The 12,927-nt window shown below is 70.5% G+C and carries 15 protein-coding genes, 1 tRNA gene and 1 riboswitch; of the genes, 8 read left to right on the top strand and 8 right to left on the bottom strand.

Annotated elements, in window-relative coordinates; translation table 11 throughout:
• Positions 1 to 17: 17 nt before the first annotated feature.
• The gene (locus tag WFJ17_RS14240) at positions 18 to 644 is read right to left on the bottom strand and encodes a GNAT family N-acetyltransferase (protein WP_251446303.1); all 627 of its coding nucleotides are present in this window, start codon (positions 642 to 644) and stop codon (positions 18 to 20) included.
• A 7-nt stretch (positions 645 to 651) separates the two neighbouring features.
• Positions 652 to 1,548, bottom strand: coding sequence for a UTP--glucose-1-phosphate uridylyltransferase GalU (galU, locus tag WFJ17_RS14235; protein ID WP_336648757.1), 897 nt, complete (start codon positions 1,546 to 1,548; stop codon positions 652 to 654).
• A gap of 73 nt (positions 1,549 to 1,621) precedes the next feature.
• Here galU and WFJ17_RS14230 point away from each other — a divergent pair, with 73 nt between their 5' ends.
• From WFJ17_RS14230 to mscL, 3 genes are read left to right on the top strand one after another with little or no spacing between them, the layout of a single operon-like run.
• The gene (locus tag WFJ17_RS14230; RefSeq protein WP_251446297.1) at positions 1,622 to 2,212 is read left to right on the top strand and encodes a 5-formyltetrahydrofolate cyclo-ligase; all 591 of its coding nucleotides are present in this window, start codon (positions 1,622 to 1,624) and stop codon (positions 2,210 to 2,212) included.
• A gap of 29 nt (positions 2,213 to 2,241) precedes the next feature.
• On the top strand, positions 2,242 to 2,517 hold the full coding sequence (locus WFJ17_RS14225; protein WP_251446294.1) for an FmdB family zinc ribbon protein: 276 nt from the start codon (positions 2,242 to 2,244) through the stop codon (positions 2,515 to 2,517).
• A gap of 27 nt (positions 2,518 to 2,544) precedes the next feature.
• Positions 2,545 to 2,958 carry a large conductance mechanosensitive channel protein MscL gene (gene mscL, locus WFJ17_RS14220; RefSeq protein ID WP_251446291.1) on the top strand — a complete coding sequence of 138 codons (414 nt, stop codon included), beginning with the start codon at positions 2,545 to 2,547 and terminating at the stop codon, positions 2,956 to 2,958.
• 64 nt (positions 2,959 to 3,022) lie between these two features.
• Here mscL and WFJ17_RS14215 read toward each other — a convergent pair whose 3' ends face one another.
• Together WFJ17_RS14215 and WFJ17_RS14210 are read right to left on the bottom strand one after the other, a co-directional pair.
• Positions 3,023 to 3,244 (bottom strand): hypothetical protein, encoded by a 222-nt coding sequence (locus tag WFJ17_RS14215; RefSeq protein WP_251446289.1) that lies wholly within the window; start codon positions 3,242 to 3,244, stop codon positions 3,023 to 3,025.
• Positions 3,237 to 6,896 carry an AAA family ATPase gene (locus WFJ17_RS14210; RefSeq protein WP_336648756.1) on the bottom strand — a complete coding sequence of 1,220 codons (3,660 nt, stop codon included), beginning with the start codon at positions 6,894 to 6,896 and terminating at the stop codon, positions 3,237 to 3,239. The genes WFJ17_RS14215 and WFJ17_RS14210 overlap by 8 nt, the downstream gene beginning before the upstream one ends.
• 200 nt (positions 6,897 to 7,096) lie before the next feature.
• Between WFJ17_RS14210 and WFJ17_RS14205 the strand changes: the two genes are divergently transcribed.
• The 5 genes from WFJ17_RS14205 to WFJ17_RS14185 all read left to right on the top strand — a co-directional run bounded on the left by WFJ17_RS14205 (position 7,097) and on the right by WFJ17_RS14185 (position 10,163).
• A complete protein-coding gene (locus WFJ17_RS14205) occupies positions 7,097 to 7,654 on the top strand; it encodes a methylated-DNA--[protein]-cysteine S-methyltransferase (protein WP_336628762.1) in 558 nt (185 codons plus the stop codon).
• 129 nt (positions 7,655 to 7,783) lie between these two features.
• Complete coding sequence (locus WFJ17_RS14200; RefSeq protein WP_336648755.1) at positions 7,784 to 8,638, top strand: LuxR C-terminal-related transcriptional regulator; 855 nt, start codon at positions 7,784 to 7,786, stop codon at positions 8,636 to 8,638.
• 60 nt (positions 8,639 to 8,698) lie between these two features.
• Positions 8,699 to 8,763, top strand: a riboswitch (guanidine-III (ykkC-III) riboswitch).
• A gap of 11 nt (positions 8,764 to 8,774) precedes the next feature.
• Complete coding sequence (locus tag WFJ17_RS14195) at positions 8,775 to 9,101, top strand: DMT family transporter (protein ID WP_292884249.1); 327 nt, start codon at positions 8,775 to 8,777, stop codon at positions 9,099 to 9,101.
• A gap of 54 nt (positions 9,102 to 9,155) precedes the next feature.
• A complete protein-coding gene (locus WFJ17_RS14190) occupies positions 9,156 to 9,500 on the top strand; it encodes a histone-like nucleoid-structuring protein Lsr2 (protein ID WP_292884247.1) in 345 nt (114 codons plus the stop codon).
• Between the two features lie 213 nt (positions 9,501 to 9,713).
• Positions 9,714 to 10,163, top strand: coding sequence for a winged helix-turn-helix transcriptional regulator (locus tag WFJ17_RS14185; RefSeq protein WP_251446271.1), 450 nt, complete (start codon positions 9,714 to 9,716; stop codon positions 10,161 to 10,163).
• A gap of 88 nt (positions 10,164 to 10,251) precedes the next feature.
• Here the strand turns inward: WFJ17_RS14185 and WFJ17_RS14180 are convergent, their stop codons facing one another.
• The 4 genes from WFJ17_RS14180 to WFJ17_RS14165 form a co-directional block, all read right to left on the bottom strand.
• Positions 10,252 to 11,181 (bottom strand): NADP-dependent oxidoreductase, encoded by a 930-nt coding sequence (locus tag WFJ17_RS14180; RefSeq protein ID WP_251446268.1) that lies wholly within the window; start codon positions 11,179 to 11,181, stop codon positions 10,252 to 10,254.
• Positions 11,182 to 11,251: 70 nt separating this feature from the next.
• The gene (locus tag WFJ17_RS14175) at positions 11,252 to 11,935 is read right to left on the bottom strand and encodes a DsbA family oxidoreductase (protein ID WP_336648754.1); all 684 of its coding nucleotides are present in this window, start codon (positions 11,933 to 11,935) and stop codon (positions 11,252 to 11,254) included.
• 184 nt (positions 11,936 to 12,119) lie between these two features.
• Positions 12,120 to 12,193, bottom strand: a tRNA-Arg gene (locus tag WFJ17_RS14170).
• A 31-nt stretch (positions 12,194 to 12,224) separates the two neighbouring features.
• Positions 12,225 to 12,722, bottom strand: coding sequence for an HNH endonuclease (locus WFJ17_RS14165; RefSeq protein WP_336648753.1), 498 nt, complete (start codon positions 12,720 to 12,722; stop codon positions 12,225 to 12,227).
• Positions 12,723 to 12,927 lie beyond the last annotated feature (205 nt).

Below are 12,927 nucleotides of genomic sequence, written 5' to 3'. Positions count from 1 at the left end.
TCGGCGTCCGCTCTGCCTCAGCGCGGCAGATCCGACTCCGGCACTGCGGCCCAGTCCGCCGGCACGCGCCCCTCGGCCCAGCGGCGCAGCACGCCCTCGGGGACGTCCTCGCGCACGAGCGAGAACGCCAGGTGATCGCGCCAGTCGCCGTCGATGTGGATGAACCGGCGCCGCAGGCCCTCGTAGCGGAAGCCGAGCTTCTGGACGACGCGCAGGCTGGGGCGGTTCTCCGGTCGCAGGCAGATCTCGATGCGGTGCAGGCCGAGTTCGGCGAAGGCGAGATCGGTCGCCATCGCGACGGCCGCGGGGGTGATCCCGTGCCCGGCGAAGCGCTCGCTCACCCAGTAGCCGATCGTCGCCGAGCACAGTGAGCCCCGCATCACCCCCCAGATGTTGAGCTGCCCGGCGATGGCCCCGCCGTACTCCATGACGAACGGGTACCCCGAGCCGTCGCGATACTGCTGCAGCAGCCGCCGGATGCTCACGCGCATGTCGATGCCGGTCTGCAGCCCGGGCAGCGTCGCCTCCCACGGCTCCAGCCAGCGGCGGTTCGTGACGAGTTCGTGCTGCAGCGGGCGCGCGTCCTTGGGCCGGATGAGCCGCAGCTCCACCGGCCCATGCCGCATCGGGGTCGAGAAGTCCATGCGCCGCTCAGATCCCCTCGGCGAACTCCTTGAGCCAGACCCGCAGGTCAGGCCCGAGATCGTCGCGATCGGCGGCGAGCTGCACGATCGCCTTGATGTACTCCAGGCGGTCGCCCGTGTCGTAGCGGCGCCCGCCGAAGACGACGCCGTGCACGCCGGGCCCGTCCGGGTCGGCCGCGAGCTCCTGCAGCGCGTCGGTGAGCTGGATCTCGCCGCCCTTGCCCGGAGGCGTGCGCTCGAGGATGTCGAAGATCGCCGCCGGCAGCACGTAGCGGCCGATGACGGCGAAGTTCGACGGCGCCTCCTCGCGCGCCGGCTTCTCGACGAGGCCCGTCACGCGCCGGACGTCTCCCGGGGAGCCCTCCAGTGTGCCGTCGACCGCGGCCGTGCCGTAGAGGTGGATCTGTTCGGGGTCGACCTCCATGAGCGCGATCACGGCAGCGCCCGTGCGCTCGTGCTCGGCGATCATCTCGGTCAGCAGCGGATCGCGCTCATCCATCAGGTCGTCGCCCAGCAGCACGGCGAACGAGCTGTCCCCCACGTGCGTCCGCGCCCGCAGCACGGCGTGGCCGAGGCCCTTGGGCTCGCCCTGGCGCAGGTAGTGGATGTCGGCCATGTCGCTGGAGGCGACCACGCGGGCGAGCCGGCGGTGGTCGCCCTTCTGGGTCAGCTTGCCCTCGAGCTCCGGCATCTGATCGAAGTGATCGGAGATGGAGTTCTTGTTGCGTCCGATGATGACGAGGATGTCGTCGATGCCCGCGGCCACGGCCTCCTCGACCACGTACTGGATCGCCGGCTTGTCGACGACGGGCAGCATCTCCTTCGGCATCGCCTTCGTGGCGGGCAGGAAGCGCGTACCCAGACCGGCCGCGGGGATCACGGCCTTGATGCGTGCCTTCGTCATCTGCTCAGCTTAGGGCGCATGGCCCGGCAGGGACCCGCGGACGCCACGCGCGAGCCCCGGTAGAATCGGGATCATGCCGGGCGCCATCGACCACGCGAAACGCGCGCTGCGCGCCGACCTGCGCGAGCGCCGCGGCCTGCTGTCCGACGCGCAGCGCGCGGCGGCGGAGGCGGCGCTGACCGCCCGGCTGCACGCGCTCGTGGCCGCGACCGGGGCCCGCTCGATCTCCTGCTTCCTGTCCACCACGACCGAACCGGGGACGCGCACCTTCATCCGCGAGGCGGTCGCCGAAGGGATCCGCGTGCTGCTGCCGATCACCCGTGAGGACGGCCTGCTCGACTGGGCGGTGGCCGGTTCCGACGACGAGATAACGACCGGTCTGCACGGGCTCCCGGAGCCGACCGGCGAGATCCTCAACCCGATGGCCCTCGACGAGGTCGACCTGCTCCTGATCCCCGCCGCGGCCGTGGACCGCACCGGCATGCGCATGGGCTGGGGGCGCGGCTACTTCGACCGCACGCTCGGCTCGATGCAGAGATGCCCGCCCGTCTACGCGATCGTGTTCGACTCCGAGATCCTCGACGAGGTGCCGAGCGACGTGCACGATCAGCCCGTCACCGGCGCGGTGACGCCCCTGCGCACCGTCGTCTTCCCCCTGACCTGATCCTTCCGAACCGAGACCTGCGAGGCCCCATGCCCACCTACTCCTACGCCTGCACCGCGTGCGGGCACCGCTTCGACGCCGTGCAGTCGTTCTCCGACTCCGCCCTCACCGAGTGCCCCGAGTGCCAGGGACGGCTGCGCAAGGAGTACGGATCCATCGGCGTGACCTTCAACGGCTCGGGCTTCTATCGCACCGACTCGCGGGCGGGATCCGGCTCCTCGTCGTCTGCGGGGGCATCATCGAAGGCGGAGTCGACGGCGAGCGCCAAACCGGCGCCCGCCTCCGCACCGGCCTCGGGATCCTGAGGCCGACGTTCAGGGGAGAGAAAAAGCATGATCAAGGGGTTCAGGGAGTTCATCCTCCGCGGGAACGTGATCGATCTGGCGGTCGCGGTCGTCATCGGCGCCGCGTTCTCCGCCATCGTCAACGTCGTGGTCGAATCGCTCGTCAACCCGCTCATCAGCCTGTTCTTCAAGGCGGACAGCCTGGACAACGCGCTGAAGCTCACGGTTCCCGGCTTCTTCGGGGGCTCCGCGACCTTCGCCTTCGGTGCGATCATCGGCGCGATCATCAACTTCCTCGCCGTCGCCATCGTGGTCTACTTCGCGTTCGTGATGCCGATGAACCACTTCAACCAGCGCCGGGCCGCCAAGGCCGGTGTCTCGGAGGAGCCCGAGGCCCTTCCGAGCGAGCAGGAGCTGCTCATCCAGATCCGCGACCTGCTCGAGAAGCAGAAGTCGGCCTGACCGTCTCCTCGACGCCCCGGCGCCCTCGCGGTGACCGGGGCGTCGTCGTCTGCGGGCGGCGCCCTCAGTAGTGCGGCGGCACCTCGCGTCGCATCCGGTCGTCGTTCGGGCCGCCGGACGCCGGACCCGCCGCCGGCGCGGGGCGGTCGCGCTCATCCGGTTCCGCGTGCGTCCCGGGCGCCGGTGTCAGCTTCGCCCGCCGGGATCCGCGCACGCGGACGATCCGCTGGCGGGATCCGGATCCTTCCGGACCCGGTCCGTCGGAGGCCTCGGGGCCCTCAGGCATCGCCGACGTCGAGCGGCTGCGTGTCGCCGTCCACCCGCGGCGCGTCCAGCGGCACCCCGAGCACCTCGCCGATGCGCCGCGCGACGCCGGCCGGGTCGCTGTACAGATCGAAGGCGTGCACGCGGATGTAATGCCACCCCAGGCGGCGCAGCACCTGCGGGCGCAACCGCAGCGTCTCGCGGAGCGACTCGGGGCGGGACTCGGGGTCGGGCTCGATGACCACCGCCTTGCCGGCGTGCTGGGCGACCAGCGGCAGCAGTCCGCGGTAGTCGACGTCGACGGCGATTCCGAGACGCCGCAGCTCCCGCGCGAGGGCGAGGGTGAGCGGATCCGCCTGGTCCTCCGCCCGTTCTTCGCGCGCATGGCCGGCGAGGTCGCCGAGGATCGACATGAGCGTCGCGGCGCCGTGCTCGAGACGCCCCTCGTCGAAGGACGACGGGCAGATCGAGGAGACGATCACCATCGACCGGCGAGCCCGGGTCATGCCGATCGTGAGCAGACGGTCGCCGTCGGGCGACGACAGGTCGCCGAAGTCGCTGAGCACGCGTCCGTGCTTGGTGACGCCGAACCCGAGGGAGAAGATCACCCGGTCCCGGCTCTCGGCCGCCGCCTCTTCGAGGGTCAGCACGACGAACGGCTCCTGCGTGTCCCGGCCCACGAACTCCGCGACGTCGCTGCGGCCGGCGAAGGCGACGGACACGGCCGCGAACACCCGCTCCGCGTGAGTGCGGCTCGCCGTGACCACCATGAGCGACTCCGCCGGGCGGTGCACGGCGTGCTCGACGACGAGGGTCACCACGCGCGCGACCTCGGCCTCGGGGCTCTCCATCGCACCCGTCACCGGGTTCGGGATGCCCACGCCGCCCGTCACGTAGTCGACCGTCAGCGATCCGCGTCCGAGATAGGACCCCGCCCACGGCAGCGACGCGATCTCGCCGCCGTAGAACGCGTCGTTGATGAGGGAGGCGAGATCCTCGCCGCCCGCACGATAGCTGCGCGTGAGGGTGACGACCGGGAGCAGCTCGGAGAGCCGTTCGAACACGGAGACCTCGTCGAAGGGCTCCTCGTCATCTCGGTCCTCGGCGGGCACGGTCGCCACCTGGAACGGCGTCGGCTTCTGCAGCACCGGGTCGCCGAACGCGACGATCTGGCGGGCGCGGCGGATCGCCGGCGTCGCCTCGGCCAGGTTGATCGCCGCGGCGTCGACGAGGATCACCGTGTCGAACTCGGCGGAGTCGGGCAGGTCGGGCACCTGGTAGGGAGACGCGATCCACACCGGTGCGAGCACGCGCATGAGCGTCGGGGCTGCGGCCACCAGCTCCGCGACCGTGGTGCGGTGCTGCGAGAGGGCGTGGCGGAGATTCTGCGCCTCCACGGCCTCGTCCACGATCCCGATCTTCCACTGGCCGCTCAGCTGCCAGGCCAGCAGCGGGCCCGCCGCACCGGCGTGCGCCTCGTCGACGAGGCGGAAATCGCGCTCCAGCTGATCGACGACCGAGGTGTTCGCGCCCAGCAGCGAGCGGTTCTGGCGCAGCGCCTGCTCGAGCAGCGACTGCCACCAGGCGTACTCGAGCTCGGCGCCGACCCGGTCCTCGGACAGATGGCGCGTCGAGAGGTCCAGCAGCAGCGGCTCGAGGCCGAGCGCGGCGAGCTCGTCACGGATCCGGGCCCGCTCGATGAGGTTCTCGAACACGTCGGATCTCGCCGCGAGTCCCGCGAGCGTCCGCAGCAGGCGCGCCACCGGCAGCGCCGAGAGCGGCTCCCGCCGCCCCAGCGCGGTGTCGAGTTCGGCGAGCTGCGCATCGACGTCGCGCCAGGCGGCCGACGCGTCGGCGAGCCCGAGCGGCACCTCCGGGGCGACCCCCGCGTCGACGTAGCGCTGCCATTCGGTGCGCTGCGCCTGGATGCGGCTGAGCGCCTCGTGCATATCCCCCACGTGCGCGCCGGGGCGCACGTACTCCTTGGCGAGCTGACGAAGGCGCCGGCGGTTCGCGCCGGTCATCGTCGGGGCATCCCGCCTGCTGCCGTGCGCCTTGATCAGCTCACCCAGCGGCCGCTCGAACACCGCGGGCGTGAAACGGTCCAGAGAGTCGCGCACGCCGCGCAGCAGCTGCAGGTACTCGCCGAACTCGGCGATCGTCGCGAACGGACGCATCCGTGTCTGCGCGACGAGCTCATACCCCTGCTCTAGCAGATCCGGCACCGTGCGGGCATGCAGGCTCTCCGCGAGCGCGTGCACGCGGTGGGCCTCGTCCGAGGACGAGAACACCACCCCGTACCAGGGCGAGTCGTCCGGGCCGAAGCGGAACTCGCCGAGTCGCGCGGCCTGCGCGAGGGCTTCGGCGGCCTGCGACCGATCCTCCGCGAGGCTCTGCAGCGCCGCGCGCCCCAGGCGCGCCGTCGTGGTCGGCGGCGTGGGGAGCAGGGCGAGCCGGGTCAGCATCCGGGTGGCATCCAGCACACTGGCTCCCAGAGTCGGATCCTTCTCGGTGAGTGCGCGCCGGTAGTCGCGCAGCACGGTGCGCAATCGCAGCAGGGCGTCGTCGATCTCGGCGAGCTTGGGCGCGGCGGCCTTCTCGTTGCGCCCGATCGCCCGCACGAGGTCGCGGCGCACCGACGCCGGCGACACCGCGAAGCCGTCGAGGCCGATGCCGCTGAGGCGGTGCCGCACGCCGTCGAGCGTGGAGCGGCGCGGAGAGACGACGAGCACCCGACGCCCGGCGCGCACGAGCTCGCCGATCGCGTTGATGACGGTCTGGGTGCCGCCGGTGCCGGGCAGCGTCGACACGGTGAGCGAATGGCCCGCGGCGATGCGGGCGAGCACCTGCTCCTGCTCGTGATCCGCATCGAGGAGCAGGTTGTCCGAGGCGGGGGCCCGGTCGTCGGGGCCCGCCGTCGACGGCATCGGGCCGGGCGCCGTGACGCGCTCCCGGTCGGCCGCATGGCCGGCGAGGGCGTTGAGCATGGGGTGGTCGAGATCGTGCGCGTCGCGGGCCATCGCGATGCCCACGTCCGCGAACGTCGAGACCACCATCCGGGGCTGCACGGAGAACGTGTCGACGGACTTCGTCGCCGCGCGCAGCATGTCGATCGCCGGCTGGGGCGCGAACACCCCGTTCTGATAGGCGAGGGCGGCGAGCCGGGCGTCGTCGATGGTGATGCCGAAATGGTCGCGCGCGATGCGCACCAGCTCCGGGTTGAGGAAGAACTGACCGTGCAGCTTCAGCTCGTAGTCGGCGTAGTGGCGGCGGATCGCCAGGGGGCGCAGCAGCATCGGTGCGGCGTAGTCCACGCCGCCGATGCGCCAGGTGCACAGTCCGACGGCGAGATGCACCGCGTCGAGCCCGCGCACGGTCCGCAGCTCGGTGTTCTTCGCGGTGATCCGATCGGCCGCGAGTCGCGCGTTACGCAGGCCCACCTCGTCCCGGAACAGGTTCGACAGCAGGGTGGAGCGGCCGGTGATGAACTGCGGCAGGCTGCCGGGATGGGCGCGGGAGATGTCGATTCCGCTCGCCGAGACGTCGCGGTACGCGGTCAGCGGCGAGGGGCCGCCGAGCTGGGCCGCCTCGGCGCGCAGACGTGCGCGCTCGGTCGTCGCCGCATGGGCGACGCGCACTCCCGGCTCCGCCACGTCGACGTCGCCGGGCGTCACGGACTTCTCCTCCGCGTTCTTCCCGTCACGTCGCCACACACGACAAAGACTAGGCGTGTCGGGCGGATGGAGTCGTCTGATCCGCTGGGTTTTGCCGGATTCAGCCGCTTTCTTCCTCCACAGCGGGCCTTTTCCGGTTTCAGTGCACCGATTGCGCCTCCTCCGCTGCCCCCGTCGGCGGCGTGACCGAGGATGGGGACATGAGCTTCCGCTACGACTTCGCCGACACCCCGTTCGGGGACGCCCTTCTCGTCTTCTCCGACGACGGCCTGGTCTCGTTCGACCTCCCGGAGGGGATGCACCGCGATTCGCCCTGGGCGCTCGAAGCCGTCTCGCGGATGCTGCACGCCCTGCCCGAGCCGGATCCGGGGGCCGGCGCCGAGGTCGACGAGCTGCTGCGCGCCTACTTCGACGGCGAGCCCGTGCGCTTCGATGCGGAGCTGACGCTCGACTGGCGGCTCGCGCACGGCTTCACGCGCCGCGCGCTGCAGGCGGTGTGCGAGATCCCCTGGGGCGAGAGCGCGAGCTACGGCGAGGTGGCGGCGCTCGCGGGCAGCCCGGGGGCGGCCAGGGCCGTCGGCACGGCGTGCCGGAACACGCCGTTCTCGATCGTGGTGCCCGTGCACCGGGTGGTGCGCGCCGACGGCTCCCCCGGCGAGTACGGCGCCCACCCGGAACGCAAGCGATACCTCCTGGACCTCGAGGCCGACGCCGCCGCGCGCCGCCCGCCCGTGGACGGCGTCCGCCCCGGCGTGTAGGCCGCCGGGGCGGACGCGACCCGGTCCGCAAGCGGGAGGGCAAGGGATCGATGCTCCTCCCGGCCAGGTGATAGCGTCGACGCGACAAAGGGCGCAGACGTAGACGTCGCCTCCGGAAGCTGGTAGTCGGTGAGCACCTTCGAGACAGTCGGATCCGATGCGGATCTGGTCGCGCAGGCCGTGCGCGAGCTGGTCCGCCGCACCCGCTTCCCGGTCGCGTTCGGCGGGCTGCTCTCCGACGGCGAGGTGCCGGTCACGTCGATCGTCGGCTCCCGCACCCGCAGCCTCGAAGGTCTGCGCGTCCAGCCGCAGCGGGGACTCGGCGGACGGGCGATGACCGAGCTGCGCCCGCGGATGACCCACGACTACGGCTCGTCGCAGCAGATCACCCACGACTACGACGGATACGTGCTCGGCGAGGGCCTGCGCACCCTGCTGGCGATCCCGGTGGTCGTCTCGGGTCGTCCGCGCGGCGTGCTGTACGCCGGCTCCTGGGACGAGCCGTCCTCCGACGGGGTCGCGACAGCCCCGGCGATGCAGATCGCGGACGCGCTGGCGGTCGAGCTGCGCATCCGCGAAGAGGTCGAGCGCCGCGTGCGCACGACCAGCGCCCCCTCTCCCCCGCCGACGCTGACCCCAGCTCATCGTGAAGAGCTGCGCGCGAGCTTCGCCGAGCTGCGCTCGATCGCGGCCCTGGTGCAGGACACGAGCGTGCGCGCACGCATCGGCGACGTCGAACGCCGACTGCTCGCGCTCGCCTCGTCCGCGCGCCCGCCGAGCACCTCCGAAGTGCGTCTCTCGCCGCGGGAACTCGATGTGCTCGCCTGCGCGGCCCTCGGGCAGACGAATGCGGGGATCGCCGAAGAATTGGGACTGCGCGAATCCACGGTGAAGGCGTACCTCGGCACGGCAATGGCGAAACTCGATGCTCCGACCCGGCATGCGGCCGTGGCACGGGCGCGTCGCGACGGCCTGATTCCCTGAACGTCGCCGACTGCGGAGCGATCCTGCCCTGCTCCTGCACAGGTGCGCTCGCTATCCTGAACACAGCGCATTGCGCACCCGGACGAGGCGGGCCAGTACCCGGACAGCGAAAAGACTGGCTCTCAGGAGGCCCGCCATGGCGTGGATCGTGCTCATCATCTCGGGAATGTGCGAAGCCGTCTGGGCGACGGCGCTCGGCAAATCCGAGGGCTTCACCAAACTGTGGCCGACGGTCGTCTTCGTGGTCGGCCTCGCAGCATCGATGTTCGGACTGGGCTGGGCGATGCGCGAGATCCCGACCGCCACCGCCTATGCGATCTGGGTCGGAATCGGCGCCTCCCTCACGGTGATCTGGGCAATGATCACCGGCGATTCGGATGTGTCCTGGATCCGGATCCTGCTCATCGTCGGATTGGTGGGATGCATTATCGGGCTGAAACTCATCGACCCCGGTCATTCCTGACATTCCGCATTCCAATGATTGCCAAGCGCATTTCCTGCCCGTAGGTTTGTCGACATGGCACGCAAAATCGTTCATCAGCTCGTCGACGATATCGACGGCACGGTTCTCGAGGTCGGAGAAGGCGAGACCGTGCATTTCTCGCTCGACGGATCCGCCTATGAGATCGACCTGACCAGCGCGCACGCGGCAGAACTGCGCGCCGCGCTCGCGTCCTACATCTCATCCGCACGACGCACGCAGCGGGCCGGCGGCGGCCGTCCCTCCGCCGCGTCCAAGCGTCCCAACCGCAACCCGGAGACCGCGTCGATCCGGGCCTGGGCCAGCGAGAACGGCCACAAGCTCTCCGAGCGCGGCCGCATCCCGGCCGACGTGGTCGCGGCGTACCGCGCCGCGCACTGACCGCGATAAGAAGCAGTCCGCGATACGCAGCGGAAAGGGGTCATCCCGCGGGATGACCCCTTTCCGTTGCCTCCCGCCGGGGAATGCGACACGAGGCCGCGGCCTTCGGAGATCTGGTGAGGGAGCGCGTTCCTGTTCCGTCCTGGTCACATACTTGTAGTGCGGTAGCGGACCGGACGGTCTGCAGCCATTCCGGGATGAAGGGTGTGCGAGATGGCCAGGGCCAAGACGATCAGCGGGCCGTGCCAGGCATGGCCGGAGGAGAGCACGTTCATCCGCGAGGTGCTCGATCGGATCGGGGAGAAGTGGACGGTCCTGATCATCAGCACCCTGGGATCCGGACCGCTGCGTTACTCCGACCTGCAGGCGAGCATTCCCGGCATCTCCCAGCGAATGCTCACGGTGACGCTGAAGGCCCTGGAACGCGACGGTCTGGTCACGCGCACGGCATACGCCGAGGTGCCGCCACGGGTCGAGTACGCTCTGACCACGCTCGGCCGCTCGCTGCTGGAGGCCGTGATGACGCTCGCCGGCTGGGCGGCCAGCCATCACGAGGACGTCGCCGCCAGCCGACGTGCGCACGAGCTGACCGGCGTAGGACGCGAGAAGACCGCCGCGGACCGCAGCCCCCACTCCTCCGACCCGTCGGCGGCGCTCGGGTGAGCGTGCGCGCGCGCCTGCGGACCTGGGCCTGCGGACCTGGAGGGCGTCCTCCGAACACGCCATCCGGGGCTCGCCTGACGGCGGGTGGTCAGGGCACGATGACGATCTTGCCCCGCACGCTGCGGTTCTCCAGGGCCGCGAAGGCGGCCGCTGCCTCCTCCAAGGGGTAGATGCGCCCCACTCGTGGAGTGATCACGCCATCGGCGAGGTACGCGGTGAGCTCGCGCAGGACGCCGTCGGACTGCGCGCCCTGTCTGATGACCGTCAGCCCCCGCTGGTCCGCCTGGGCCTGGTCGATCTCACCACTGACGCTGACGAGCGTGCCGCCGCGCCTGAGGATGCCGTAGGCCTTGTCCAGAGAGGCGCCGCCCACACCGTCGAGGACGGCGTCGAAGTCGCTGAGATGCTCGGAGAAGTCACTGCTCGCGTGATCGAACACCTCGTCTCCGCCCAGCGCGCGGGCGAGGTCGACACCGTCTCCGCTGGCGGTGGTGGCGACGTAGGCACCGAGGTGCTTGGCCAGCTGGACGGCTGCCGAACCGACGGCGCCCGAGCCACCGCTGATGAAGACCCGCTGCCCGGGCTGCACTTTCAGGCTGTGATCGATCGCCTCGACGGCGGTCGTTCCGGCAACCGGCATCGACGCGGCATCGACGAAGTCCAGGCCCACGGGGATCGGTGCGAGATTATCGGCCTGGACAAGGGCTTGCTCGGCGATCGCACCGCTGCCTCCCAGCAGCGTGTACGCGTTGCCGTAGACGCGGTCGCCGACGGCGAACTCGGTCACGTCCGGCCCGACGCCGGCGACCACGCCCGCCACATCGCCGCCGAGGGTCGCGGGGAACCGCAGAGGCATGAGCGCCTGGGCGTATCCGGCGCGGAGCGTCGCATCGAGCGGGTTCAGCGCCGCGGCCTCGACATCGATGAGGACCTGTCGGGCGACGGGGGCTGGTAGCGCCACCTCGGCGATGGTCAGGACGCTGTTGTCGCCGTACTCGGTGATCTGCAGAGCGCGCATGGGCGTGGCTCCTTTCGTGGGATCGGGTAGGAGGTGAGGCAAGGGGACGCAGAGACCGGGGCCTGCTCGGTCACGCCCCCGGATTCTCGGACGAGAGCATTCCGACCACCTGGTCGAGGGCCTGGCCGTAGATGGCCACCGACTGGGCGCCGGACACCGCGAGCCGGCGGCCGAACACCATGAACGGCACCCCCTGCGCGCCTAGCGCGGCGCCTTCGGAGGCGTCGGCGCGGACGGCATCGGCGAACTCGTCGCCGTCGAGGATCGAGTGCACGCGGTCGCCGTCGAGGCCGAGAGACTCCGCCACGTCGACGACGACGTCCGCATCGTAAGGGTCGATCTCGCCGGAGAAGAACCGATCCTGGACCTGCGAGAAGAACTCGAGCCCCTTGCCCGTCTCCTCGGCGAAGTGCATCACGCGGTGCAGGTCGAACGTGTTGGCGTTCATGCGGTCGAGGTCGAACGCCAGCCCTTCGCTCTTCGCGATGCCCTGGATGCGCTTCTCCGCCTCGAGGACGACCGCAGGATCACCTCCGTGCTTGCGCATGAAGACGGCGGCGATCGGCTCCGGCTCTTTCGGGGAATCCGGGTTGAGCTCGAACGATCGGATCCTCAGCTGAAAGCGGCCCGCGTCGGGCCGGTCTTCGATTGCGCGCTGAAGCCGGTGCTTGCCGACATAGCACCAGGGGCACCCGAGGTCCGCCCAGACCTCCACGACGACGGGGCGCTGTCCGGCTGCGCTGCTCTGCTCCACTTCAACACCTCACTCTTTGTTCGTAACCCCATTGTGAGTGTGATTGTCGAGCCGTACAAAAGGCACCTTGAAGTGCGCCCACCGCCGGAGACGACAGAGCAGGGCCTCCTGGCGAACGGAGCCTCGCCCGTCGGAGACGACAGAGCAGGAAGGGACCACCCTCCGGGCGGTCCCTTCCTGCTCGTGCCCCCGACAGGATTCGAACCTGCGACCTGCCCTTTAGGAGAGGGCCGCTCTATCCGACTGAGCTACGAAGGCGCAGCACCAGTCTAACGATCCGGCGTGCGCCCTATGCGGCCATCGCCAGATAGGGCTCCCAGCGGGGGTCGGTGCGCTCGGAGCCGCGCACCGTCCATCCCGTCCCGCGCGGCGGCGCAGGGGTGAGCCTGAGCGCCCACCCCATCTCCTGGGGCGTGCGGTCGCTCTTGACGTTGTTGCAGCGCAGGCAGCACGCGACGAGGTTCTCCCAGGAGTTCTTGCCGCCGCGGGAGCGCGGCAGCACGTGGTCGATCGTGGAGGCGGACTTCCCGCAGTAGCCGCAGCGGTTGCCGTCGCGGCGCAGCACCCCTCGTCTCGTCACCGGCGCGTACCGGGTTCTCGGCATCCGCACGTAGCGACTGAGCACGATCACGGCGGGCCGGTCGAAACGCGCGCTCGCCGCCCAGACCGGATCGTCGTCGACGCATGCGACGACCGACGCCTTCTTGTTCATCACCAGGACGAGAGCGCGTCGGAACGACACGATCGCGAGCGGTTCGTACCCTGCGTTGAGCACCAGTGTGCGCATCCTGCATCCCTTCGATTCGCCCGGGACGGCTTCCCGGGCTCTCGACCGTGCGCAGGCGGAGGGTCCGCTGGATACGAAAACGGCGCTGTCTACGAGAGACAGCGCCGTGAGCGCACGGGTGATCCGTGCAGATCCAGCGGGCAATGCCGAAGGACGAGTCGACCGAGTGCATCCGTGGTTCGGTGTCCCGGTATTCGTCCCATCG

It is taken from the genome of Microbacterium sp. MMO-10 (assembly GCF_037148715.1).
Classification (GTDB): Bacteria; Actinomycetota; Actinomycetes; order Actinomycetales; family Microbacteriaceae; genus Microbacterium.
The sequence above is the reverse complement of the archived record's forward strand: the minus strand, read 5'-3'. Positions and strand labels throughout refer to the sequence as shown.